We start from the raw sequence: 25,912 nt of genomic DNA, 5'->3' as shown, positions 1-25,912 counted from the left end.
TAGACCCGAACCCCCTTGGAGGGTTGCGCCCATCACATCATTTTAGTTAATGTATTTACTATCTGGTGGAGGTGAGCCAGGCAGAACAGCACAGAAGGAGCCCCGTCATGGCGTTCTATCGACAACTCGGCAACATCCCACCGAAGCGTCACACCCAACACCGTGACGAGTCCGGCAACCTCTACTACGAAGAGCTGATGGGCGAGGAAGGTTTCTCCTCGGATTCTTCGTTGCTCTACCACCGCGAGATCCCGTCGGCCATCGTCGACGCAACGGTCTGGGAACTGCGCGATCAGAGCACAACCCCCAACCATCCCCTCAAACCGCGCCATCTGAAACTCCACACGCTGTTTCCCGAAAGCACCTGGAACGAGACCGACGTGGTAACCGGCCGTCGTCTCATCCTCGGAAATGCCGACGTGCGACTGTCCTACGTCGTTGCGGCGGCGCCATCTCCCCTGTACCGCAATGCAATCGGCGACGAGATGGTCTACATCGAATCTGGCGAGGCGACCGTCGAGACTGTCTTCGGCACACTCGAGGCCTGTGAAGGTGACTACGTCCTGATCCCGATGTCCACAACGCATCGATGGATCCCCAAGGGTGACAAACCACTTCGTGCCTACGCAATCGAAGCGAACAGTCACATCGTCCCGCCCAAGCGCTATCTTTCCCGCTTCGGCCAGCTACTCGAGAACGCACCGTTCTGTGAACGAGACCTGCACGGACCGACCGCGCCCATGATCGCCGAAGGCGCCGACATCGAGGTACTGGTCAAGCACCGCACGTCGGCGGGCATCGTCGGCACCCGAATGGTTTATCCCACGCACCCTTTCGATGTCGTCGGTTGGGACGGATGCTTGTACCCGTACACCTTCAACATCTCCGACTACGAGCCGATCACGGGCCGTGTTCACCAGCCGCCGCCCGCGCACCAGGCATTCGAGGGGAACAACTTCGTGATCTGCAACTTCGTGCCCCGCAAGGTCGACTACCACCCCCTGTCGATCCCCGTGCCGTACTACCACTCGAACGTCGACTCGGACGAGATCATGTTCTACTGCGGCGGTGACTACGAGGCACGCAAGGGTTCCGGCATCGGGCAGGGTTCGATATCGATTCATCCCGGCGGCCACGCCCACGGCCCACAACCCGGCGCGTACGAGCGAAGCATCGGCGCCGAGTTCTTCGACGAGCTGGCCGTCATGGTCGATACGTTCCGGCCCCTCGAATTGGGTGAGGGAGCCTTGGCCTGTGAAGACGAAGCGTACGCCTGGAGTTGGGCAGGGCGGGGGCCTAAGCAATGACGATCATCTCCCCACTCCTGCGCGGCCTGTGCGACGACGCAGCACTCTTCCCACCCGGCAATGCTCCTCTCGCCGAGGCAGTTCCGGCCCACGCGGCCTACCAGCAGGCGGACTATGACGCACTGGTCGGGCCCTTCGTCTTTCCCGCGCCGCGATTGAGCGAACTGGCCGCGTACGTTTCAGCTGACAACCCGGTGACGCTGAGTCTGACTGTGCCGGCCGGTCCAGCCGATACGGCGGCGGCACTGTCGAACGCGCTCGCTATCCCCGGTGTCAGCGTCGCCGCCGTCGAAGTGGGAATTCCTGACGGGTTGGACGCCGAAGCCGCCTTCGAGGAACTCGCTCCCGTCCATGCCGCTCATCCCGACCTGGACATTTTTGTCGAGGTACCCCGCGGTGATCGACGCGTGGACTTTCTGACGGCGCTCGAAACCGCCGGGTATTCCGCGAAGTTTCGCACCGGAGGAATTGTCGCCGAAGCGTACCCGGACGAGGACGAGCTCGCCGATGCCGTGATATCCGTTGTCCGAGCGGGTATCCCGTTCAAGGCGACCGCGGGACTGCATCACGGCGTGCGCAATACCGATCCGGAGACAGGTTTCGAGCAGCACGGCTTCCTCAACATCATGGTGGCCGTCAACGCTGTGAGGCGGGGCGCCGACCGCTCGGAAGTTGTTGCTGCTCTGGCGCAACGCGATGGCGAATCGATCGCGCAAGCCCTGGCCGAACTGACCGCGGACGAGGCCGGCGAGGTGCGTCGCCGCTTCCTCTCGTTCGGGACCTGTAGCATTTCGGACCCTCTCACCGAGCTCGAAGGTCTCGGATTGATCGTCCGCTCCGACAAAACCGAAGGAACACTCGTATGACCGTCACGACCATCGACATTCCCGCCGACTCGTTGTTCGGGATCGACAATCTGCCATACGGCATCTTCTCCCCCGCCGGAGGATCACCGCGTGTTGGTGTTCGGGTCGCCGACTCGGTGGTCGATCTCGCAGCGACACTGGGAGATTCCGTCTTCGCCGAACCGACTCTGAATGCGTTCATGGCGCTGGGCCGGGATCAGTGGGTATCGGTGCGTAATCGGATCACGGATCTAGTGACCGGCGAAATAGACTCGGACGCAGTGTTTCCCGTCGACTCAGTCACAATGCACTTACCGATCGCGGTGGCCGACTACGTGGATTTCTACGCGTCGGAAAATCATGCGACCAACCTCGGACGCCTGTTCCGACCCGACGCTGCCCCCTTGATGCCGAACTGGAAGCACCTTCCGGTCGGATACCACGGGCGCTCGAGCACCATCGTCGTCTCCGGCACCGATATCGTTCGCCCCTGCGGACAGCGCAAGTCACCCGATCAGGAGAACCCGGATTTCGGACCGTCCCGCCGCCTCGACATCGAGGCCGAAATGGGCTTCATCGTCGGAACTCCCTCGAAGATGGGCGATTCCATCACCCCGGACGACTTTGCCGAGCACGTCTTCGGCGCCGTCGTCGTGAACGACTGGTCCGCCCGGGACATCCAGGCGTGGGAATACGTCCCTCTCGGCCCGAATCTCGGGAAGAGCTTCGCGACGTCCATTTCTGCGTGGGTTGTTCCGTTGCTCGCGCTCGAAGCTGCCCGAATCGATACGCCGGTGCAGGACCCCGAACCTCTCTCTTACCTGCGCGGCGAGGAGAAGTGGGGGTTGGACATCGACCTGGCCGTCGATTGGAACGGTCACGTCGTCTCCCGGCCGCCCTACGCCCAAATGTACTGGTCGCCGGCGCAGATGCTCGCGCACACCACTATCAACGGCGCAGCAGCGAGCACCGGCGATCTCTTTGCATCCGGAACCATTTCCGGACCGGACAAGGATCAGCGCGGCGCCTTCATCGAACTGACCTGGGGTGGCAAGGAACCCGTGACCGTGGGCTCCGAGACTCGAACCTTTCTCGAAGACGGCGACACCATCGCCATCTCAGCCACCGCTCCCGGCGTCGGGGGATCACGAATCGGCTTCGGGGATGTTCACGCTCGGATCCTGCCGGCAACGCAAACCGAAAGATAACGATTGACAACTGTTTGATTCACGCTGATCTGATGTCCGGAATTCCTTGCCTCACGATTCTCCGAAGATAAGCTGGACTAACCATCCAGAGCGATCGAGAGTCCTGGCTCCGTGACGTCGCAGCAACCCCCTCTGCTGAGGTGCGGGTGCTTTCTGCCAGGTCCGATGGAGGACTCGTGCCAGGCGATCGACCCCGTACCTCAGTGGGGACAGCAGCTGTCGTCGTGATCGTGGGCGGTGGCCCCCGCGGGACCGGCGTACTCGAGCGAATCCTCGCTCACGAATCGGTGAACGCCGATCCCGTACCGATCGACATTCACGTCGTGGACCCGTATCCGGCAGGCGCCGGCCGCATTTGGCGAGGCAGCCAGGCGCCGCTTCTGTGGATGAATTCGACAACCGCGGACGTCACGATGTTCACCGACGAGACCACCGCCGTGACCGGCCCGGTGCTGCCGGGTCCGACCCTCGCGGAATGGGTCGCCGAGCACTCGACTGAACTTGCCGAATTTCCCGAAATCGCGGCAGAAGTTCCGATGATCACCCCGTCGTCGTTTGCATCGAGGTCACTACAGAGCCGATACCTGAACTGGGTGTTCCAGACCGCGGTCGACTCTGCACCAGCGCACGTCGACGTTCGGGTTCATCGACGATCCGTGGTCGACATCGTGAACGTCGGCGAGATACAGACGGTTCATCTGGACGACGGAGTTGTCATCGAAGCGACGGCCGTCCTTCTCGCGCAAGGGCACCCCGATGCGTTGGCTGCCCCGCGTGAAACCGCGCTGACCAGCTTCGCGTCCGAGCACGGGTTGACCTACGTAGGTCCGGGATACACCGCCGACCTCGACGCCGATGTCATTCCCGAACGCGAACCGGTTCTGATCGCCGGGCTCGGGCTGGCTTTCATCGACTGGATGGTTCTCCTCGCCGAGAGCCGCGGCGGCGTCTTCGAACGCGGTGAGGACGGCACCCTCACTTACACTCCCTCGGGTCGGGAACCTCTGTTGTACGCCGGATCTCGTCGAGGCGTGCCGTACCACTCCAAGATTTCGTACTCGATCGCCGACGCGCGGCCACCGCTACCCCGGTTCTTCACCGCTGATCTTGTGCCCGGCGACGGGCCGTTGGATTTCCGAAACGACATCTGGCCGCTGGCGTCGAAAGAATTGGCAGGCGCCCACTATCACGAACTGTTCGCGTCGCACCCGGATCGGACGGTGGGCACCTGGGAGGAGTTCGACGCCGAATTCGCCTCGCTGGCTTGGGGATCGTCTCGATTGCAGGAACTGGTCGAGAACGCAGTTCCGAAGCCGGAAGACCGTATCGATCTCGAGCGACTGAACCGCCCACTCGGCGGTGAGCGCTACGACGGACTTGCCGAGGTCCAATCCCGGATCAACGAATACATCTCGGCAGACGTCGCGCGGAGGTCGGACCCGTATTTCAGCGCCGACGCCGCTGTCTTCTCAGCGCTGCTGTCGACGTACATGACTGTCGGAGAATTGCTGCGGCGCGGCAGAATCCCGGCCGAATCCGTCGCCAAGGACGTCGAGGGTTGGCTTCATTCGTTCTTCAGCTTCATCGCCAGTGGTCCGCCACCCGAGCGACTGGAACAGTTGATCGCGCTCAACGAGGCCGGCATCGTCCAGTTCCTCGGGCCGGATTCGGCGTTCTCCACCGAAATCGACCCGGTAACGGGGGCTGGGATCTTTGTCGCTCGTAGTGCGTCGCACACCGACATCGTGGCCGCGAACACCCTCGTCGAAGCACGCTTGCCGGTTGCGTCCATCAGCGCGAGCGGTGACTCGCTCCTGCGGACGCTTCACGGTCGGGGGGAGGCAGTCGAACTTCGTGCGACCGTCGACAGTTCGGCGAAGCTCGCCGTCGACGGTACTTCACGAATTCTCGACCAGGACAACACAGCTCATCCTCGCCGCTTCGCGGCCGGGCCGTGGGTTGCAGGCTCCCTAACCGCTCACAGGGGCTGTGCCCCTCCTAGCTGAACACCAACTCACCCTCGTCAACCGCGACGGTGATACTGCCGCCCTCTTCGAGGAGATCGTCGAGCAGCATGTCGGCGATCTTGTCGTCGACCACACGCTGAATCGAACGACGCAACGGGCGAGCCCCGAACTCGGGTTGATGCCCGTGCTCGGCAATCCAGTCCACTGCGTCGGCGGTGAACTCGATGTCGATGCCCTTGGACTGCAACCGCTTCCGGCTGTCGTCGAGCAACAGATCAGTGATCCGGTGCAGTTGCTCGGTGTCGAGCTTGCGGAAGATCACTATCTCGTCGATGCGGTTGAGGAACTCCGGCCGCATCGATTCGCGCAACCTGGCCATCACGCGGTCGCGCAGTGGCTTCTCCGCCGACTCTGCATCACCTGTGGTGAAGCCCAGTCCACCGGACTTGCTCGAAATGATGTCCGAGCCGAGGTTGCTGGTCATGATCACGACGGTGTTCTTGAAGTCCACCGTCCGACCCTGGCCGTCGGTCAGACGCCCGTCGTCGAGCACCTGGAGCAAGGTGTTGAACACGTCCGGGTGTGCCTTTTCGATCTCGTCGAGCAGGATCACCGAGTACGGGTTACGACGCACCTGTTCCGTGAGCTGTCCGGCCTCGCCGTAGCCGACATATCCGGGAGGAGCACCGACCAATCGGCTTACCGTATGCCTCTCACCGAACTCACTCATGTCGAAGCGCAGCATCTTGTTCTCGTCACCGAAGAGTGTGGCAGCCAGAGCTTTTGCGAGCTCCGTCTTGCCGACACCGGTAGGTCCGAGGAACAGGAAGCTACCGACGGGACGATCCGGATCGCTCATACCGGTCCGGCTACGACGCACCGCACGCGCGATTGCGCGAACGGCGTCATCTTGCCCGATGACACGACCGTGCAGTTCCTCTTCCAGACGGCGCAGGCGATCTTTCTCTGCTTGAGTCATCTGGCTGGCCGGAATACCCGTGGCACGGGCGACAACCTGGGCGATCTGTTCAGCAGTCACATCCGGAGCTTCCTCGGAAGGAACCGAGGATCCTGCCTTCTCGAGACGCTTTGCGACGCCGTTGATCTCGTCACGCAAGGTCGACGCCTTCTCGTACAATTCATCGGCGACGGCTTTCTCCTTGTCGCTCTCGAGCTGCTCGAGACGTTGCTGCAGAGCAGCGGTGTCCACGGTGGCAGTCTTCAAACGAAGCCTGGCGCCGGCCTGGTCGATCAAGTCGATTGCCTTGTCCGGCAAGAACCTGTCGCCGATGTAACGTGCCGACAGCTCCACCGCAGCGGTGATCGCCTCGTCGGTGTAGTGCACCTTGTGGTGATCCTCGTACCGACTGCGCAGTCCGCTCAAGATGGCGATTGCGTCCTCGACCGACGGCTCTCCGACCTGTACGGGCTGGAAGCGCCGCTCGAGCGCGGGATCCTTCTCGATGTTCTTGCGGTACTCGTCGAGCGTGGTGGCGCCGACGATGTGCAGTTCACCGCGAGCGAGCTTGGGCTTGAGGATGTTTCCGGCATCCATCGCACCTTCGGCGCCGCCTCCGGCACCGGCGATGGTGTGCATCTCGTCGATGAAGACGATCAGCTCGTCCTTGTGTGCGGTGATCTCGTCGATCACCTTGGTCAGCCGTTCCTCGAAGTCTCCGCGGTAGCGAGTACCCGAGACCATGCTCGAGAGTTCGAGCTGGACTATCCTCTTGCCCACCAACGATTCCGGGACATCCCCGTCGACGATGCGCTGGGCGAGACCTTCGACGATGGCAGTCTTGCCGACGCCGGCCTCACCCACCAGGACGGGGTTGTTCTTGGTGCGGCGGGAGAGGATCTCGATGGTCTGTTCGATCTCGTCGGCGCGGCCGATCACCGGATCGACGCCGCCGTTGCGTGCGCGATCGGTGAGATCGACGCCGTACTTGTCGAGCGTCGGTGTGGTGGACTCGTCTTCGACTGGACCGGCTGCAGGATTCTGAACCGCTGCCTGCAGCTTCTCCGGCGTGATGCCGGCCGAAGCGAGCAGACGACCCGGAACATGATCGGGGTCACCAGCCAATGCGATGAAGAGGTGTTCGGGATCGATGTACGTCGATCCCAGGGCTCGGGCCAGTTGATGAGCCTCGAGTAGAGCGGTTTTCACGGCGCTGCTGAGCGCAGGAGCAGAGTAGGCCCCCTGCTCACGGCCTTGTGGCAGCCGCAGGTCGACGGCGTCGACCACGGATTTCGGGTCGGCTCCGGCGCGCTGCATGAGCGTGCGGACCGGATCCTGCTCCGCCATGACGCGGAGAACGTGCAGTGCATCGAGATCCGAATCACCGCGAGCAGCCGCTACACGTGCAGCGTCAGCCATGAGTTGCTGGGTGGCCCTGCTCATGAGCCGGGAAATATCGATGCGACCGGGACCCTCGGGCCCGAAGAATGCTGGCATTCCGAAGCCTCCTTGCAGAAAGTTGAGCGTTACTGACTCAATTAACGTGCATGGGGCTCGATCAATTCCCGCGGGCTCAGATTTGTTTCAACACCTTCGGGCCACAGATCGTTCTCAACTACCGAAGGATCCGGTAGATCGACCGACCGGGTACGCCTCGACGTGCATGATCACCGATCCCTCGCAGGGACCACTCGCGATGTCGGTACGCCACGAACCTTTCAGACTGCCATCGGGCTGAGGTGTGTAATACGCCTCGGAGTGCGCCGGTGCCCACACCTTGGGCACGCCTTCCCCCTGGTAGCAATCCCACTCCCAGTCATAGGGGTGCACCCAACTGGTTCCGTCCCAGGTGTATCGCGCAGGCTGCGGCAACGTCGGATTGGCGGGAGCCGGACCGCCGACCACTGTGGCGATACAGACTCCGCTCGAGCAATCCGTCTCGAACGTGTATGTATCGGAGAAATCCGGCTCCCACTGGCTGGCGGCCAGACTTGTGCCCGTCTTGGTCGCGGCGAAACGCTTGAGCGAGTAATCACCGGACCAGTTCGCATCCGCAGCCCCCGCGGGCATCGCTCCGGCGACAAACCACGTAGCAACGAGAGCAACCACCAGCAATGACTTTCGCATGCGTGAAGTGAATCACAAGCTATGTCCGAATTGTCGGATACTGACCACAAGAACACCGACGACGATCAGCACCAGCGAAACCAACGGCAACGCTCCCGCACCCCTGTCCGCCAAGATCAGCCCGCCCACGACGCCGCCCGCTGCGATCGCCGCATTGAAGATCGTCACGAAAACCGATTGCGCAGTGTCCACAGCGTCGCCCGTCGTGTCGGCGAGCGCATTCTGAAGGAGAGTGGGAGCGCCTCCGAATGCCACGCCCCATACCGCAACGCTGAGTGCGATCACTGSGAAGCTGTCACCGCCGACGCCCAACGCGGTCAAAGCTGCGGCAAAGACCACCAAGCTCAGCACGGTGAGACTTCGAAGGGCCCGGTCGACAAACACCCCGACCACACCGATGCCCACGAAGGCGAAAAGTCCGAACACGAACAAAACGATTCCCAACCGATCGCCGAAACCGATGCGATCCAGAAACGCCGCCAGATACGTGTACACGATGTTGTGCGCGAAGATCCACAAGAACGCGACAAACAGAATCGGTCGTACGCCCGGCAGGACCAGGACTTTCCGCACCGACAGCTGCCGATCCGCTTGTTGCCCGGGAAAGTCCGGCATCACCGTGAGTATCCACACGACCAGAAGTAGCGCAGCAACCGACATCACGGCGAAGACTACGCGCCAATCGGCCAGGGTCCCGAGCCACGCACCCATCGGAACGCCGATTGCCAGCGCGATCGGCTGTCCGACGGAGGCAACCGCAACGGCCCGCCCCTGCAGACGAGGGGGCGCCATCCTGCGTGCGTACCCAGCAAGCAACCCCCACACCACACCTGCTGCCATGCCCGCCAGAAACCGAACACCCAAGGTGAGAACAAGATTCGACGACAGCGCTGTCACCAGATTGAAGACACCGAATCCAACAGTCGCCGACACCAGGACAGCACGTCGTCGCAATCCCCGGGTCAATGCGATCAGTGGTACCGCCCCGACGACAGAGCCCAACGCGTATGCAGTGACCAATTGCCCGGCACCGGAGACAGATACGGACAGTCTGACCCGATCTGCACCAGTAGTCCGGCCGGCATGGTTTCGGTTGTGATCGCTATGAAGCCTGCCATTGCGAGTGCCGACAACCCGGCCAGCGGTAGTGTCCGGACGGAATCGGTCTCCGCCAGTGCAGAAGTCGCAGTCCCGTCCGAGTTCGCGCTCACCTCGTCGATGGTTCGGGACTGCCTTCACCCGACTGGCCGGAACGGACCAGTTCTGCAATCGACGCCCAGTCCATCTCGCCCTGACCGTTCGCCAGAGCCTGAGCGAGCACGCCTCGAAGTACGCCGCCGAACGGCAAATCCAGATCGACGCTGTCGGCGGCGTCGAGCGCAAGCCTCAAATCCTTGAGGCCCAGAGTGGTGGTGAATCCTGCAGGCTCGTACTGACGCGTCGCGACGAGGTTTCCGTAGCTGGAGTAGACCGGCCCCGGGAAGATCGTCGAGGTCAGCAGTTCTACGAGTTGGCTTCCGTCCACACCTGACCTCTCCCCCAATGTGATTGCCTCACCCAAGGATTGAATCGCGGCAAGGATGAGGTAGTTGCCGATGATCTTGACGATGTTGGCCTGCTCCGGACGCTCACCCTGTGGCCACGTGCGAGCCCCGATGACGTCGAGGAAGGGTTGCACTCGCTCGAGGAGGGAACTGTCGCCGCCGGCGATGATGTTCAACTGGCCGGCCTGAGCAACAGAAACGCGTCCGAATACCGGCGCCGCGATGTACCCGATGCCGTACTCGGCGTGCAGTGCGGCGGCGCGCTTGGCAAGGCCGACGCTGACGGTGGCCATGTTGACGTGCACGGTTCCAGTCGGAACGGATGCGAGTACGGCGGGATCCAGAATGGCCGCAGACACGGCCGAATCATCCGCCAACATCGACAGCACAACACCGGACTGGAATGCCTCGGCAACGGTTTTCGCGCCGGTCGCCCCTTCCGCGACCAATTCGGCCACCGCTTCAGGGCTGCGATTCCACACCGTCACGTCGAAGCCTGCACCCATCAGATTTCGAGCGATGGGACGACCCATCGCACCCAAACCGACCACGGAAACAGAAGTCATGGATTTCCCTCTCGAAAATGCTGAACCATCTAAGACGGTTCAACACTCTCACACAGGTACAGTTGCTGTCGAACCGGTTGAGGTGGTTCGCTACAAAGGAGGATGAAAGTGAACGAAGCAGGAGCTGATCAATCCGCTCGGGACGTGTTTCGACTCGACAACGACACGCTCGCCTTCCGCTTCACCGCCACCCTCACCAATCGGAACGGCTCGAGGTTCGAACGACTCACGAGCCCGCAGCGACTCGAATTATGGTTACGCGCCAACGATCTGATGGACACCCCAGCAACCGCGACAGAAGACGACCTCCGCGGCGCGCAGGATTTACGTGAGGCCATTCATCGCATCGGAACCGCCGTATGCGAGGACCGCCGCGCCTCACGCGCCGATGTCGGGATCGTCAACACCGCATCCGAACTCGGTGATGCCCACCTCGTCCTCGAGAGTGGCCGGGCCCTCTGGAAATCAGCCGGACACAATCCGATCCGCGACGCTTTGTCGATAGTGGCTGCCGACGCGATCGCGGTGCTCGGTGGACCCGACCACGACCGCGTCAAAGCCTGCCAGGGCGACGGGTGCACCGGCCTCTACGTCGACACCAGCCGCGGCAACAACCGACGCTGGTGCTCGATGAACATCTGCGGAAACAAAGCCAAGAAATCCGCGATGACCGCTCGCGCCGACTAGCTCATCTCACCTTCACCGCGACTCCACTTCGCCGCCACTCGGTTCCACAGCTTCTCGATCGGCGTCGACAGCAGGAGAAGAAACAGCGGGAAGTACGACGTCACCGGAACGAGCACACTGACGAGCAGCGCCAACACCATGATCAGGAAAGTGACGATTTCAGCGGTGAAATGCGGCTTCGCATTCTCTTCACTCAACGAAGGGTTGCGAACCAGACCCCACGCGACCACCGCCAGGCACGCAGCACTGGCTGCCATTGTCCCGATGTAGAGAGCCCTGGTTCCGAGATCCTGCGACGGCGCTGCAACGAGCGCAGTCGGGAACGGCAAGAACACGATGGTCATCACCCACAACCCCAGCCCGCGCACAACCACCTTGTCTCCGTCGACCACGAAACGAAGCAGCCGATGCTGCGACCACCAGAGACGGAAGATCACCAGAAAGCTCAGGGCGAACGAATAGAACTGCGCAGCGTGATCGCGCAGGAGTTCCGACGTGGTGCCGTGGTGGTCACTGGTGAGTTCGACCAGCGGCAGGACGAGCAGCGTGATCGCAATGGCGACAATCGCGTCGACGAAAGTGACGTAGCGCTCGAAGTAGCGGGTGCGTTCCGCAATCTCAGCCATTGCGGAAGCATAAGCCTCACAACAAGAAACAGACCGGCGACGCCACTTTGCGGGAGGCGGTATCCCGAAACATACAATTAACGAATCAAATTCGTTATACCCCTTGACCGAGGCAGGGCCCATCCCCATACTTAACGAATCACATTCATTAAGTGACTCGCATCACGCCATCAGGGGTCGGTTCCGCCACCCCCTTCAGGACATGGGGTTGCCCTAGTGCCAATCAACGCTTCTGCGATTACGCAGTCCGACCGGGTTCCACTCACCGCCAACCGCGGTATTGCCGTCTTCAGCATCGGTGTCATGGGATTCATCACCGCGAACCTCATCCCCCTGATGATCGTGGCAATGGTCGAGGACCTCGGTGTCACCGAATCCGCCGCCGGTGCCGTCCTGACCGCATCGCTGCTGGTCTGCGCGTTCACCTGCCTCGCCACCACTCGTATCGCATCGGGTCGGCATCGTCATCTCCTCGGCCGCGTCAGCCTGATGGCAATGGCAGCCGCATTCGGCGTTGCGGCCATCGCACCGTCCACGCCCCCTCGGCGGCATCGGCGCTGGTGGATCTGCATCCGTTGGTGGAGCGGCACTGGCCGCGCTCACGAACCCGGACCGGGCGTCAAGCATCAGCGGCCTCGTGAACCGTGTCGTCGTCACAGCCGTCCTCGCTCTCATACCCATCCTCGGCACACACATGACCAACGCATTCGGCATCGTCGCAGTCCTGGCACTGGCTACCGCAGCAACGGTCACCTGGTTGCCGTCATCCCCGGTGAAAGAGTCGCCGGAGACGGCGAAGTCCGCCAAGACGACCACCACTCTCCCCGCCGGGGTAAGCGCGAAACGACTCACTTTTGCCGGAACCGCATTTCTCGCGATGCTTGCAGTCTGGGCGATCAGCGAAGACTCACTGTGGGCAGTACTCGGCATCATGGGTTCCGAGCACGCCGGACTCTCGGATCAACAAATGAGTCTCGCGCTGAGCGCATCAACGGCGGGTGGCGTGCTCGCGGCTGTTACTTTGACCGCGTTGGGTTCTCGGGTCAGTCGGACAGTATCGATCTCCGTGCTACTGATACTCGGGGCAATCCTGAAGCTGTCTGCCAGCCTCACCACCGATCCCACGATCTACCTGGTACTGGTCATCGCCTGGAACACTGTCTACGCGGCCACGTTCATCGTCTTGGTTGCCATCTCGGCCGCGCTCGACGCCGCTGGCCGATGGTCGGCCCCACTACTGGGCACCTACCTCATCGGCTCCGCGTTCGCGCCGCTGTTCGGCACTTCGGTGACGGCCAGCCTCGGGTATCCGACCTTCGGAGTCATCATCTCCGGGATCAGCTTCGTTCTATTAGTCCCGTTCGCCTTGGTTTCCCGACTCTCCGCACGTACCGAGGGTGCGTATCGTCACCACAGCGCCGCCATCACTACTACCGTCATCGCGTAAGGATCACGTAGAAGTCATGAATGACAGCTTCACTCACTACCGCAACGGAAAGATCTTCACGGCTGCCGACGACGGATGGGCCGAATCGATAGTCGTCGAGAACCACAAGCTCAGATTCGTGGGCGAAACCGTCTATGCCGATATCCTGGCTCCCGACGCCGAGGTGATCGATCTCCAAGGCGCCGTCGTGCTACCCGGTTTCGTCGACGCCCATACACATTTGGTCATGATGGGATTCGCGCTGCAGAAGTTGGATCTGCGTGATGCCACCGATCTCGCCGACATTCAGTCCAGCATCAAGCAATTCGCGGAATCGAACCCGGACGCACCACGCCTGCTGGGTCGCAGTTGGTTGTTCTCCGCGCTGGATGGAGGGCACCCGACGCGAGAGATGATCGACGCCGTCGTGCCCGATCGCCCGGTGTACCTCGACGCCAACGACGTACATTCGGTCTGGGTGAACACTGCAGCACTGCGAGAACTCGGCATCGACGCGGACACGCCCGATCCGATCGGCGGTCGTATCGGCCGGGATCCGGACACCGGAGAAGCCACCGGAATGCTGTACGAGACGGCCATGATGCTCTACGTCTGGCCGAAACTGGCGGAGCTCGCATCCGACGAGGACCGGGACGCCGCCCTCGCGCTCGCGTTCCGCCACTATCTCGAGGACGGCGTGACCGGCGCGGTCGACATGGCTCTCGGCGCGGACGAATTAGCTTCGCTGGAAAGAGCATTGGACGCAGGAGACGGCACATTGCCGCTGCGCGTCGCGGCTCACTGGCTGATGACCCGCGAGGACAACGAGGCCGACAACGTCCGACAAGTTCACGACGTGATCGAACTCCACGAGCGCGTCCAAGGTCCGTGGCTCCGTATCGCCGGAATCAAGATCATCATCGACGGTGTGATCGACAGCTGCACTGCCGCAATGAAAGAGCCGTACTCTGACGGCACCAACGCCGAGCCCATCTGGGATCTCGAGTCCTTGATCCCCGTCGTGACAGCCGCTGACGCCGCAGGTCTGCAGATCGCGATGCACGCGATCGGCGACGAGGCGTCGGAGATCGGATTGACGGCACTCGAGTACGCGATCGCCGCCAACGGAGACATTCCCCGCAGGCACCGAATGGAACACTTGGAGTCCATCACCCGGGACAACGTCGAAAGGCTTGCCCGCCTGGGAATCATCGCCTCGATGCAACCGGTTCACGCGGACCCTGCTATCCAAGAGAACTGGCAGGCGATGCTCGGCGACTACCGGGTGAATCGCGCGTACCCCTGGCCCGAATTCACCGAGGCCGGAGCGGTTCTGGCGTTGGGTTCGGACGCTCCGACGGCGCCCCACCCGCCGCTGCCGAACATGTTCATCGCCACCACCCGTCGATCCGCAATCGATCCGTCACTGGCACCCAACCTGCCGGGGTACGCACTCCCCCTCGCGGACGCGCTGGCTCACGCAACCCGCGACGCTGCCTACTCGTGCCGGTGGGAAGATGTGACCGGCCAACTGGTTCGGGGAAAAGCAGCCGATTTTGTCGTACTGAAACAAGATCCGTTCACCGAAGGGGTCGATTCTCTCCTGACCACGGAAATCGCGATGACCGTGGTGGCCGGATCCGTGCGATACGACTCCGCTCGAGCCACAAACACCGAAGCCGTCAACACGAAGCCCGATAGCTGATCGTTATCAGTTGTTCGATAACGCACGCATGCGGCCCGGCGACAGAACGAGGGAGGGACTTGAACACGTGAACCCACACTCTCTGGAGGACGCATGCGCAGGAAAGCTCCGATTTCGGCCGCCGTCGCTGTCTCGGCACTGGTGACGGCCACTGCCCTGATGGTCGCCGGTTGCGGGTCGACCGAAGGAACACCCGAGGCGGCGGCGAGTTCAACAGCGTCAAGCTCAACGGCGTCGGCGACCTCGACGGCAAACGAATCCGGGACGACGGTAACGAGTTCTCCCCCGCCGCAATCGGGCACCCCAGCAAGCGAATCCGTGCCGGCGACGACGCCTGCAGTCCCGGCTTCAGGTCCCTGTGTCGACGTCGACTCCCCGGTCGTCACGGACGCAATCGGCACCTTGGGAACCGACGTCAACGGCGGCAGCTGGATACCGAGATCCGCGAGCGAGGAGCAGATCGGTAATTGTCCTGACCTGCTCTGGGTTTCGGTCGATGGTGACGGCGTGGGCGATGCGACGTATCAGTCACACGTCCTGTTCTTCCACGACGGGACTTACCTGGGCACGGCTACCAGCAAGCCGTACTCGTACACACACGTCATCGACAGCAACAGGAATTCGGTGTCCGTCCAATACCGATGGTTGCTCGACGACGACGCATTCTGCTGCCCTCAAGGCGGACCGAATATCGTGAATTTCACGTGGAACGGCAGCGCTGTGGTCGCCGACGGCCAGTTCCCGCCCTCCTGAACCCGTTTCCGTACGATACAGCTCTGAATACAACTGTGCCCCAGCGACAACGGTCGCTGGGGCACAGTCTTCTTCGATCTACTCGCCGGCGCTCCTACTCACCGACACCGAGTTCGCGCAGGCGAGTCTTGTACAGCTCGATGTTGCCGAGCTTGATGTCCTCGTAGCCGCGAACCACGTCCGGCAGCGCCGCGATCTCGACGGCGCGATCGTATCCGTCGGTTGCGAGCGTACGAGAGAGATCAGCGATCATGGCCTCGTACTCGGCGAGCAGTTCACGCTCGACCTTGCGGACGTGCATGTAGCCGAAGGGATCGAGCTTGGTACCGCGCAGCTTCTTGCCCTTGGCCAGAACCTTCAGTGCAACATGCGACTTGGGCCCGAGGCCGATCTTCTTCTTGCGGCCCATCACTCGGAGGATCGGGGGGTGGAGCTTGTAGGTCAGGTTCTCCCCGGCCGGCACCTGCGACTTGACGTCTTCGATGAAGGCAGGATCGACCAGCATGCGAGCAACTTCGTACTCGTCCTTGTACGCGGTGAACTTGAACAGGCCGCGGGCGACCGCTTCACTGAAATCGGTCCGCTCGGTTGCGGCACGTTCAGCAGTCCAGACTGCCTGAACCTGATCGATGTAGCGCTGGGCGATCTTGACGGACTGGAACTCGATGAGCTGTGCCGCACGCAGTTCGACCAGTCGCAGGGTTTCACCGGTGAAGGTGGTTCCGGCGAACATGTGAGCCGGTGCGACAACGGGTTCGCGGACGGACTTGGCCGGCGTGGTGACGGCCGAGAACGCTGCAGTGTCGGCAATTGCTGCACGGCCCCAACGGAATGCCGCGATGTTCGCGTCCACGGCAACGCCGTTGATGCCGATCGCTTCTTCGATGGCCTCGGCCGGCAGACGAAGTCCACCGCTCTGGTAGGCAGCACCGATCAGCAGGAAGTTGGCGGCTGCGGTGTTACCGAACAACTCCTGTGCCGCGGCGAGTGCGTCGAACGAGCGCAGGGTGCGCGACACCTTGTCGAGACGGGCGAGGAGTGACGTCTCCTCGGGGTAGCGAACAGCCTTGTCGTAGACCATGTCTCCGGTCGGCGTCTGCGACGTCGATGCGATGGAGACCGTCTTCTCGGGGTTGCCGTAGTCGAGGTTCTTGTTGTCCGTCGCGGTCAGCAGGTCGAAGGCGACGATGCAATCCGCGCTGCCCGGGGTGAGGCGGTTGGACGGCTCGAGCGCGCTGGAGCTGAAACGCAGGTGCGAGACAACCGGTCCGGCCTTCTGGCTCAGGCCGATCTGGTCAAGGCTCTCCACCTCGAGGCCGGCGCGCAGTGCCGCCGTTGCGAGCACCTGGTTGACGGTCACGATACCGGTGCCGCCGATGCCCGCGAGGAACACGTTCTGCGTGCTGGTGAGCGGTCCGAAATCGGGATCTGCGACGACGGGCGGGACGGGACGTGCGGCCTTGGGAGCCTTCTTGCCCGGCACCAGTTCGACGGTCACGAATGAGGGGCAATCGCCGTCCATGCAGGTGTAGTCCGTGTTGCAGGACGTCTGGTCGATCTTCGTCTTGCGACCGTACTCGGTGTCCACAGGCTGGACCGAGAGGCAGTTCGACTTCACACCGCAGTCACCGCAGCCCTCGCACACTGCCTCGTTGATGACGACGCGAGTGTTGCGAGTGGGCAGCGTGCCACGCTTGCGCTGGCGACGAGCGTCGGCCGCACAGTGCTGGTCGTAGATCAGTACGGTGACGCCCTTGATCTCGCGAAGCTCCTTCTGAGCCTCGTCGAGGCGATCGCGGTGCCAGAGCTTGGTGCCCTTGGCCAGGGCGCGCTTGTTGTGGCGCGAAGGCTCGTCGGCGCAGATGATGATCTGCTTGACGCCCTCGGTGGTCAGCTTGTGGCTGAGTTGAGCAACGGAGAGGGCACCTTCTGCGTCCTGTGCACCGGTCATCGCCACTACTTCGTTGTAGAGCAACTTGTAGGTGATGTTCACGCCTGCGGCGATGCATGCCTGGACAGCCAACTGACCGGAGTGGAAGAAGGTGCCGTCGCCGATGTTCTGGAACAGGTGAGGCACGTCGGTAAACGGTGCCTGCCCGATCCACTGGCTGCCCTCGCCGCCCATCTGCGTCAGGCCGGTGACAGCGCTGTCCTCACGGCCGGACATGGTGACGAGTGTGTGGCAACCGATTCCGCCGCCGCCGATTGAGCCCTCGGGGATAGCGGTGGAACGGTTGTGGGGGCACCCACTGCAGAAGTACGCGGTTCGCTTGGCGGAGAGCACGTTCAGCGACAGCGGTGCCGGGAGGGTGCGCTTGAGCTCGACGTGCGGCTTCAGTACGCGCCGCAACGGGGCGAGCAGCCGGCCTGCGGTCAGTTCACCACTGGCAGGCATGAGCAGGCGGCCCTGGCCGTCACGCTTGCCGATGATGCGAGGAGCATCGTCGGTGCCGTACAGGACTTCCCGGATCTGAGCTTCGATGAACGCGGTCTTGTCCTCGACCACGACGATCTGCTCGAGACCTTCGGCGAACTCCTTGATCTTCTCGCCCACGACGGGGTAGCACATTCCGATGCGAAGGAGACGGATCCCGGCGCGGTGCAGCGCCGCATCATCGACGCCGAGGTCTGCCAGAGCTTGGCGGACGGAGTCGAAAGTTGTACCGGTGGCGGCGATACCGATCTTCGCACCGGAGGGGTTGACCTCGATCACATCGAGATTGTTGGCAGTTCCGTACGCGTGAACAAGATCCCATCGCGGGCCGTACAGATCGGCCTCGGCGATGACACTGTCCGGCGGCGCAGCCATCTGACGCTGCTTGTAGACGAAGGGCTTGCCCTCGAACTGCACTTCCGGAACCACGATGTCGAAGTCCGCGATGCTGCCGTCGATCGTCCAGGCACCGTCGGCGACGTCGGCGACGATCTTCAGCGCTACTACGCAACCGGACACCCGCGAGAGTGCAACGGCGTGCATACCCATCGTGATGATCTCTTCGGCATTGCGCGGAAAGAGAACCGGCACACCCATCGCGGCAAGCGAGCGCTCGCTGACGGCCGGAACCGTGGAGGACTTCGACGCCGGGTCGTCGCCCACCAGCAGGACGACGCCGCCCTTGGGGTTCACGCCGTACATGTTGGCGTGGCGAATGGTGTCGGTAGCGCGGTCGACGCCGGGGCCCTTGCCGTACCAGACGCCGGTCACGCCGTCGTGGGTCGCGGTTCCGGCCGGGAGATCCGTCTGGCTTCCCCATACCGCGGTGGCAGCGAGCTCCTCGTTGAAGCCGGGGATGAAGGTGATGTCGTGTTCCGCGAGAACCTTGGGCATGCCGTGGAGCATCTTGTCGACGCCGCCGAGGGGGCTGCCCTGGTAACCGGAGACAAAAGTGGCAATACGCTTACCCGCCCGGATGTCGCGAACGTGCTGCTCGACGAAACCGCGTGCGATTGCCTGAACACCGGTCAGCAACACCGGTCCCGATCCCGACCGGTACCGATCATCGAGGTCATAGGGCTTGGCCTGGGCTACGCCCGACACCAGTTCAGTCATCGTGGACCACCGTTCCGTCTGCAGTGCATTTCAACTACCGTGCATTTTCAACAACCGCGTAACTCGATCTGTTCAGATGATCGTGGTCGAGGTATGTGAAAGCGTCAACAGAGGCTTGTTCAACTATTCAAATTGGCAATTTGTGAGCCAAATCACGTGACCTAGGTCATCGAATCAATCAGTTGGAGACCCGTTCGTGGCGATACGGCGAAACGGACATAAAACGTTCCCGACAATGCACACCGAGAACTTTCTTGACATTGACGCAACGTCAACTTGCATGCTGAATGAGCACAACCGATCCGAGAGTAGGAACTCCACGTGAGCGAATGGTCCATCCAAGAACTCGCCAAATCCGCCGGTACCACCAGCAGAACGCTGCGCCATTACGGCGATCTCGGACTCCTGGAACCAAGCCGCATCGGCGCCAACGGCTACCGCTTCTACGACGAAGACGCCCTGGTGCGACTGCAACGCATCCTGCTGCTTCGGGAACTCGGACTCGGATTGCCGGCCATCGCCGAAGTCCTCACCGGTGAACGCGACACGGCCGCCGCGCTGCGTACGCACCTCGAACTCCTCGAGCAAGAGCGCACGCGGATCTCGAGACAGATCGAATCGGTCAACAGGACGTTGAACAAGACGAAGAAAGGTGAATCACTCATGCCGGAAGATGTTTTCGACGGGTTCGACCACACCCGATACAAGGACGAGGTCATCGAGCGTTGGGGCAAGGACGCCTATACCAGCGGCGACAACTGGTGGCGGTCGATGTCCGAGCAGGACCGGAAAGCACATCTGCAAGCTCAAGCTGACATCGCAGCGGCATTCGGAAAAGCACTGACAGCGGGCCTACCCGCGGAAAGCGACGACGTCCAGACGATTACCCAGAGACAGTTCGAGTGGATAAAAATCGGTTGGCAGGGAAGGACTCCCAGCGCCGATGCCTTCACCGGACTCGGCCAGATGTACGTCGACGATCCCCGCTTCACTGCAAACTACGACAAGTACGGAGAAGGCACCGCTTCGCTGGTCCGTGACGCGATGAAGATCTACTCCGAGCGCAATTTGCACTGACGTCGATCAGTCCTGCCCACTGCCGAGGAGGTTGTGTCGGTGCGCTGCCGCGACGGCCTCTTCGCGGGAATGCGCACCGAGTTTGCGATACAGGGCTCGCAGGTGACTCTTCAATGTGTTGTTGGATACGAACAACTTTCGCGCTATCTCGCCGATCGGAATGCCGAGACCCAGTTCCACGAGAACGTCCATCTCCCGCTTCGTCAATTGGACTTGAACGATAGCCGCCGGATACATCTGCGGCACTTCGGATTCGAGAAAGGTTGCGACGGCACTGCTCGGGCCCTCGGCCCGCTCTTCCAGTTGCCTGATCAGATCACGCGGTATGGTCGCCAGCGCCGACAGGACACCTGAGGTTTCGAGCAGTCCGCGAGCCTCCTCCCACGGACTGGCGGCAGCGGGGATTCTCCCCAGTTCGCACAGCGCAGCGCATTCGATCAGCAGGGACTCGAGCCGAAACCTCGTGAGATACTGCTCGCTCCAGTCGATTTCGCGACACAGTTCCAATGCCTGTGACGGAGCCCCCGTCAGGAGATGCGCACGAGCGACAGAAACCGTGACAACAGCAAACGTATGTGACGCAGCGACTGATTCCTCCAGCGCCTTGGTACCCTCCCCGGACGCCAACAGAAGATCGATACGCGCCGCGGCGAGAAGTGCGTCACCAAGTGATCGTTCACACGGATTCACGTGCCCGTGCGTTGCCACTGCGCGCTGGAGCGAAATCAGCCCTGAGAACGGATCCGATTGCAGCAGTGCGAATCTGGAGTAAGTGTAGGCCGCGAACGCCCACAGGTCGCCCGGCGGTGTGATCTCGGCGAGCGCGTCCATCGCGGCAGCGCCGGCATTCAGGTCCACGCGATCGCACGCCACCAGTGCCCGCGCGATCGCTCCCCCCATGTGCGAGGGCGGTCCCAACCATCCCGAAACGTCCGGGTGTGTGCTTTCGAGGTGAAGCCAGTCTGTCGCGTGCGCGACGTCCCCGATCAGCGCGGAGTTGAGCGCGGCATTGCCAGCGGCGTGCCGCAGGACGAACTCCGGACCGTGTTCCATCGCACCCTGATAGGCGAGTCGCAATTCCACCGCGGCATCACCGAGGTCACCGGTCAGTTGATGCGAAACACCCCAGATCAGGCGCAGGGCGGGCAGTTGAGACCCCAACGCGCCCAACGACTCGTCACCGAGTCCGTACACGACGTGAGCCAACTTGCGCGTGATCTCGGTAGAGCGTTGGTACTTACCGGATGTTCTCAGCACAACCGATTGGACCGTCCCGACGTTCAACAAGCTGTGCGCATGCGAACTACCACCTATCGCACGCAATTCCGCCGGTTCCGTCGGCAACGAATCGCCGTTGACCAACTGCGGCCGTAGGCGTGATTCGAGCAGGTCACGGCCCACCAGAATCGAAGAGTTCGAACTGAGTACGTCGCCGGGTATGGATTGCAACGCAGTCCGGACCAATCCGGTGTGATCGACCAGAAGATCGGCCCAGTGACGCTCGAGTATGTCGAGCACCCTGGTCCAATGGCGTCCGTCCAAGGCGTAGTGAACGGCACCGGCTATATCCGAAGTCCCGAGAGCGTGATCGACGAGAACCTGGAAGGGATCGTCGAATCCATCCCCTTGTTCGGTCCGTATCTGCATGAATGCCAGTCGAACTGACGGCGCAAAGTACCAGGATGCTTCTCCCTCGGGACCGTCCCGAAAGATCAGACCGAAAGACTCGAGCAAGTCCAGTTTGCCCTCCACGTCAAGATCGTCGGACAAGACACGAGCGATCTCTGGTGTGACGGTGCGGGCGGCGGCGATCGTAGTCGCGAAGTCGAACAACTCGAGCGACTTGCCCGATCGAGGAGCGGTCCGACTGACGTACGCGTGGATCGCCTGGTCCACTCGCTGCTGAACGCGTTCGCGCCCACGACTCGGTTCACTCAGCCCCGCAACCGCACTCAGAGCAACCTTCATCAGCACAGGAACGCCGGCAACACGCTCGCAGATCGAATGGACGATGCCCGAGGGAAGGTGGATCCCTGCCTCCGCGAACAGAACTGTGGACTCGTCGAGCGTGTACCTGAGGTCGTTCGCGCACAGGTACTCGTCCACGCGGACGTCCTCGAGTAAGTCCGTCGCAGACCGATCCTGCAGCGTGACGATTACTTTCAATCCGGGAAGCCGCACGATCAGATCCACGATTCGGCGTCCCACCTCGTCACCCTCAACCAGGTCGATGCGGTTGAACACCAACACGAATGGAGTGGGCGACGAGTCGAGTAGTGATTCGATTGCCCCCACCGGATCCTCGCGCATTCGTGGCGGGGCCTCGAGTGATTCCAGAGAATCTTGAATCACTGCGAGCGCAGTGTTCCAGTACTCGAGGGGGGTCATCCGATTCGATGGCGCCGGCACCCAGACAACTGGTCTGATGGGCATGTGCCCGAGAGTCGTGAGCCACAACGCGGCGAGGTCCGTCTTCCCGAACCCACGCGGCGAATCGATGACCGTCAATCCCGCTGAGCGTTCCATCAACCCGAGCAGACGAGGACGAATCGCCGTGGCTCCACGCCCGGCGAGCCGTCTTTGCAGCGTGCCCCGTCCTCGAGGATTTCGCTTTGCTCGAGATAGCTGCGACCGATTCGAAGTGGATGTCATGATGGCCGACAAACGAGCAGTCGATCCCCGCCGAACTCGAGATTTCGTTCGAGCATCGAACTCCCAACCTGTCCACCCATAACGAACAACATAGACAGAATCACCGCGACACGCGAGCACTGGCCGTCTCACAAATACGCCCGATTTGTCTCATTATGTGGGCTCGGTCACTATTGACGTTTATTTGCGGGAGAGTGACTGCGACCTGCGGGATCTGACATATCATGCCCGCGTGCCGATGAATTCCGCCCGCATTCGCGTGTCGACTCGATCGGTGGACCCTGCGGACGCCAACGACTTCTGGCGTGTCGTCACGCGTCCGTTCTTCGTCACCGAGCCGATAGGCGCCGACACGCCCCTCCAAGGCTCGATCTCCGCCCTGCCTATCGGGACCTCGCTGATCGGTGAAACGACCTTCAACGCGCAGAAGTACAACCGCAGCAAAGTTGTGATCGCCGAGAGCGGACTCGACGATCAGTACATGATCCAGGTCGTCCTCGGCGGACAGGTCAGTGGTGACGCCGACGGAGTGGATTTTGTCGCCCGCCCTGGGGACATCGCGTTCTTCGACCTCGGGCGAACCTGGACTGCTGACGTCGAAACCGAGGCGACCGGACGCACCATCACACTCCTGGCGCCGCGCTCCCTCGTCGAAGCGGAGTCGAAGGGTCGATCTCTACACGGGACGGTACTGCGCGGAGTTCCTGCCGTCGTGCTCGCTCAGTGCATGCAAGCGGTCGTACTCGCGCTACCGCATCTCGATCCCGATGCTGCGGCCGGCTACGAGGACGTCGTCGCTTCCCTCCTGCGTGTCAGTTTGGGTATCGCCGAACCTGATCTGTCGCCGCGGCTCGATCACTCGCTCCGCGATCGTGCGTACGCCTACATCGCCGAGCATCTCTCGGAGACCTGGCTCGGCCCGACGAGCATGTGCGCAGCATTGTCGGTCTCCCGAGCACAGCTCTACCGCGCATTCGCATCCGACGGCGGAATTGCTCTTGTCATACGGCGCAAGCGCCTCGAACTCGTCTACCGCGAGTTGACCAGAGCCGAGATGTCGAACGAAACGATCGACGCGTTGGCCCTGCGATGTGGCTTCACCTCGAAATCCCAATTGGCGCGCGCGTTCAAAGACTTCTACGGGATGACTCCGAGCCAAGCTCGTACCGATGGCAGGCGCACGATCGGGGACCCGTCGATCGCACGGCTGCACCGTCGACTCGAGTTCTTCAGCCCCTGAATCCGAAATACTCCACAGCCTCGGGATCGCGCCTGTGTTCTAGTTGTTCCATGAGCTGGGTCGACAAGGATTTCCGACATCCTTGATCGTACTGGCGGTCATCGCCGCAGTTACGTACGTGTTCTCCTACCTGCTCGCCCCCGCCCAGGCCTCCCAGACCCCGTAAGAACCTCTGCTTCATCACGATTCGGCCTCCGAACCGCGGTGGAGATCAATAACTCCTTGCCAGGCAGCGAGCTCAGATCACTTCAGCTGGAAATGAACCGGAGAACAAACTGCTCGATGCCTTCCGAAATGACTTTGGTCAGCGCAGTGAAGTCGTTCGACCAACGTTGAATATCCAAGCTGCTCATTACTTTCCTCCGGTCTACGACCCGGTGCCTGTGACCGCACAACGTATGCGAGGCATCGGTCGTGCATTAGAACTATCTGCGAAAATGCGGTTTCCGTTACCGCTGGACCGACCGAACAGCGACGCAGGTTCACTCGAACCTGATATTGCAAATTCGTCGAACGGTTGCATCAACGCCGAGCAGAGTTCGAGCGAAAAGCGCTATCCACCAAAAGTATTAGCTTGAAAGAACTACGATTCACTCGATCCCTGGACACACGACACTCGACGCGCCGACTTGCGATAGGGGCGAGTTGGCAGGCAACAACCGGGACAAAGCCATCCGACGATCATGCACGAAATACGGCCACGCCACTGCAGGAATTATTCGAAGTCTCCCAAGGGATCGGCTCTGCTCACTCACTTCGCTGATTTCGCCTGGCGACGATGGCGAAGTTCAAAGGGATCCGCGGAGAGTGGCTCGGCAGAGTCCATCCGTTGGCGCATGGAACGAGTTCGGGGAAGGCCGGCCAGTCCATGTAGGGAAGTTCCGAAACTGATTCGATATGAAGACCCACATCCAGCAAGGAACCAATGACCTCGCCTAGGTCGTGGCGCCATTCGTGGTTGGCGGTGTGCGCTATCTGTCTGTCGGAGTTCCCGGTATAGGTCGCCGAGTCTTCGTACGATCGCATGCCGCCTCCGGAGAGGTAGTCGTCGGTGATCATCCACGGCTCGAATGCCATTGCGCCGAGGATCGGATGATCGTCCCGGATCTGAAACACCCCACCCGGCTCGAGGAGGTCGTGGATCGACTGGGCCCAGGTGGCGAGTTCCGGCAACCAGACGATTGTCCCGGCGCTGGTGACGATCGTGTCGAAACGTCGGTCGATCAGCGTCGAGGCGAATCGCGCATCACCTTCCACCCACGTGATCTCGCGGTCGTCGGCCTTCGCGATACGCGCTGCGTGGCGCAGAGAGTTGGGCGAAAGATCGAGCCCGTGCACCTCCACCGCACCAAGGCGCGCCCAGGAAATGGTGTCGATACCAATGTGACACTGCAAGTGTAGGAGCGAGCGATCCCGCACTCCCGACGCCGGCAGATGCGTAGACAGACTCGACAGATCGTTCTGCACGACTCTGGAAATGACCGCTCTGTCGGCGAGAAACCCTCCGACGTCATACATTTCGGAGCGCACATGCACCTCGGCACGATCGTCCCAATTCGACCGGTTGCCGGCGATGGCTTCTGCCTCGTGCTTCGCTTGGCCCTCGTGCACCATTGACCCTCCGCCATCGACTTGAAGTGTCTTTTTAACACGTCTGTGTTCGTGTTCGCGTTC

At 61.8% G+C, this 25,912-nt stretch carries 20 protein-coding genes and 1 riboswitch; of the genes, 10 read left to right on the top strand and 10 right to left on the bottom strand.

From position 1 onward, the window contains the following. The first annotated feature begins 107 nt into the window (after positions 1 to 107). The 4 genes from AC1DWA_RS02105 to AC1DWA_RS02090 all read left to right on the top strand — a co-directional run bounded on the left by AC1DWA_RS02105 (position 108) and on the right by AC1DWA_RS02090 (position 5,366). On the top strand, positions 108 to 1,307 hold the full coding sequence (locus AC1DWA_RS02105) for a homogentisate 1,2-dioxygenase (RefSeq protein ID WP_084325167.1): 1,200 nt from the start codon (positions 108 to 110) through the stop codon (positions 1,305 to 1,307). Continuing rightward, positions 1,304 to 2,173 carry a hypothetical protein gene (locus AC1DWA_RS02100; RefSeq protein WP_019745014.1) on the top strand — a complete coding sequence of 290 codons (870 nt, stop codon included), beginning with the start codon at positions 1,304 to 1,306 and terminating at the stop codon, positions 2,171 to 2,173. Before AC1DWA_RS02105 ends, AC1DWA_RS02100 begins: the two co-directional genes overlap by 4 nt. Next, positions 2,170 to 3,360: a fumarylacetoacetase gene (gene fahA, locus AC1DWA_RS02095; RefSeq protein WP_029256074.1), complete on the top strand. Its 1,191-nt coding sequence runs from the start codon at positions 2,170 to 2,172 to the stop codon at positions 3,358 to 3,360. Before AC1DWA_RS02100 ends, fahA begins: the two co-directional genes overlap by 4 nt. A 78-nt stretch (positions 3,361 to 3,438) precedes the next feature. Further along, positions 3,439 to 3,532: riboswitch (SAM riboswitch) on the top strand. 4 nt (positions 3,533 to 3,536) lie between these two features. Next, positions 3,537 to 5,366 (top strand): FAD/NAD(P)-binding protein, encoded by a 1,830-nt coding sequence (locus AC1DWA_RS02090; protein ID WP_477916455.1) that lies wholly within the window; start codon positions 3,537 to 3,539, stop codon positions 5,364 to 5,366. On the opposite strand, the gene AC1DWA_RS02085 is transcribed toward AC1DWA_RS02090, so the two are convergent. The 5 genes from AC1DWA_RS02085 to AC1DWA_RS02065 form a co-directional block, all read right to left on the bottom strand. Then, the gene (locus tag AC1DWA_RS02085) at positions 5,359 to 7,782 is read right to left on the bottom strand and encodes an ATP-dependent Clp protease ATP-binding subunit (RefSeq protein WP_283567790.1); all 2,424 of its coding nucleotides are present in this window, start codon (positions 7,780 to 7,782) and stop codon (positions 5,359 to 5,361) included. The genes AC1DWA_RS02090 and AC1DWA_RS02085 overlap by 8 nt on opposite strands. A 114-nt stretch (positions 7,783 to 7,896) precedes the next feature. Next, the gene (locus AC1DWA_RS02080) at positions 7,897 to 8,412 is read right to left on the bottom strand and encodes an Rv2253 family sensor-like surface protein (protein ID WP_019745018.1); all 516 of its coding nucleotides are present in this window, start codon (positions 8,410 to 8,412) and stop codon (positions 7,897 to 7,899) included. Positions 8,413 to 8,424: 12 nt separating this feature from the next. Then, positions 8,425 to 9,414 (bottom strand): MFS transporter, encoded by a 990-nt coding sequence (locus tag AC1DWA_RS02075; protein WP_477916458.1) that lies wholly within the window; start codon positions 9,412 to 9,414, stop codon positions 8,425 to 8,427. After that, complete coding sequence (locus AC1DWA_RS02070) at positions 9,384 to 9,623, bottom strand: hypothetical protein (protein ID WP_477846859.1); 240 nt, start codon at positions 9,621 to 9,623, stop codon at positions 9,384 to 9,386. Before AC1DWA_RS02070 ends, AC1DWA_RS02075 begins: the two co-directional genes overlap by 31 nt. After that, entirely contained in the window at positions 9,620 to 10,522 is a 903-nt protein-coding gene (locus AC1DWA_RS02065) for an NAD(P)-dependent oxidoreductase (RefSeq protein WP_046379105.1), read from the bottom strand. Before AC1DWA_RS02065 ends, AC1DWA_RS02070 begins: the two co-directional genes overlap by 4 nt. 102 nt (positions 10,523 to 10,624) lie before the next feature. Here AC1DWA_RS02065 and AC1DWA_RS02060 point away from each other — a divergent pair, with 102 nt between their 5' ends. Beyond that, positions 10,625 to 11,209, top strand: coding sequence for a CGNR zinc finger domain-containing protein (locus AC1DWA_RS02060; RefSeq protein ID WP_019745021.1), 585 nt, complete (start codon positions 10,625 to 10,627; stop codon positions 11,207 to 11,209). On the opposite strand, the gene AC1DWA_RS02055 is transcribed toward AC1DWA_RS02060, so the two are convergent. Continuing rightward, positions 11,206 to 11,835: a TMEM175 family protein gene (locus tag AC1DWA_RS02055; protein ID WP_477846817.1), complete on the bottom strand. Its 630-nt coding sequence runs from the start codon at positions 11,833 to 11,835 to the stop codon at positions 11,206 to 11,208. The two genes, AC1DWA_RS02060 and AC1DWA_RS02055, sit on opposite strands and share 4 nt — an antisense overlap. 213 nt (positions 11,836 to 12,048) lie before the next feature. After that, entirely contained in the window at positions 12,049 to 12,297 is a 249-nt protein-coding gene (locus AC1DWA_RS02050; protein ID WP_477916454.1) for a hypothetical protein, read from the bottom strand. Positions 12,298 to 12,349: 52 nt separating this feature from the next. On the opposite strand from AC1DWA_RS02050, the gene AC1DWA_RS02045 reads away from it, so the two are divergent. The 3 genes from AC1DWA_RS02045 to AC1DWA_RS02035 all read left to right on the top strand — a co-directional run bounded on the left by AC1DWA_RS02045 (position 12,350) and on the right by AC1DWA_RS02035 (position 15,719). Continuing rightward, on the top strand, positions 12,350 to 13,282 hold the full coding sequence (locus tag AC1DWA_RS02045) for an MFS transporter (protein WP_477916453.1): 933 nt from the start codon (positions 12,350 to 12,352) through the stop codon (positions 13,280 to 13,282). A 16-nt stretch (positions 13,283 to 13,298) separates the two neighbouring features. Further along, complete coding sequence (locus AC1DWA_RS02040) at positions 13,299 to 14,966, top strand: amidohydrolase (RefSeq protein ID WP_477846815.1); 1,668 nt, start codon at positions 13,299 to 13,301, stop codon at positions 14,964 to 14,966. A gap of 93 nt (positions 14,967 to 15,059) precedes the next feature. Then, entirely contained in the window at positions 15,060 to 15,719 is a 660-nt protein-coding gene (locus AC1DWA_RS02035; RefSeq protein ID WP_060938120.1) for an LppP/LprE family lipoprotein, read from the top strand. A gap of 94 nt (positions 15,720 to 15,813) precedes the next feature. On the opposite strand, the gene AC1DWA_RS02030 is transcribed toward AC1DWA_RS02035, so the two are convergent. Continuing rightward, positions 15,814 to 19,269 (bottom strand): indolepyruvate ferredoxin oxidoreductase family protein, encoded by a 3,456-nt coding sequence (locus AC1DWA_RS02030; RefSeq protein ID WP_195790535.1) that lies wholly within the window; start codon positions 19,267 to 19,269, stop codon positions 15,814 to 15,816. Positions 19,270 to 19,590: 321 nt separating this feature from the next. Here AC1DWA_RS02030 and AC1DWA_RS02025 point away from each other — a divergent pair, with 321 nt between their 5' ends. Beyond that, entirely contained in the window at positions 19,591 to 20,346 is a 756-nt protein-coding gene (locus AC1DWA_RS02025) for a MerR family transcriptional regulator (protein WP_019745027.1), read from the top strand. A gap of 6 nt (positions 20,347 to 20,352) precedes the next feature. Here the strand turns inward: AC1DWA_RS02025 and AC1DWA_RS02020 are convergent, their stop codons facing one another. Beyond that, positions 20,353 to 22,872: a helix-turn-helix transcriptional regulator gene (locus AC1DWA_RS02020; protein WP_477846814.1), complete on the bottom strand. Its 2,520-nt coding sequence runs from the start codon at positions 22,870 to 22,872 to the stop codon at positions 20,353 to 20,355. A 364-nt stretch (positions 22,873 to 23,236) separates the two neighbouring features. On the opposite strand from AC1DWA_RS02020, the gene AC1DWA_RS02015 reads away from it, so the two are divergent. After that, positions 23,237 to 24,238 (top strand): helix-turn-helix domain-containing protein, encoded by a 1,002-nt coding sequence (locus AC1DWA_RS02015; protein ID WP_477846855.1) that lies wholly within the window; start codon positions 23,237 to 23,239, stop codon positions 24,236 to 24,238. A 747-nt stretch (positions 24,239 to 24,985) separates the two neighbouring features. Here AC1DWA_RS02015 and AC1DWA_RS02010 read toward each other — a convergent pair. Continuing rightward, a complete protein-coding gene (locus tag AC1DWA_RS02010; protein WP_047889873.1) occupies positions 24,986 to 25,852 on the bottom strand; it encodes a class I SAM-dependent methyltransferase in 867 nt (288 codons plus the stop codon). Positions 25,853 to 25,912: the final 60 nt, after the last annotated feature.

Source organism: Rhodococcus sp. P4_F3_2 (genome assembly GCF_056401335.1).
Note: the sequence above shows the minus strand (reverse complement) of the source record. Positions and strands in the feature narration are given on the sequence as shown.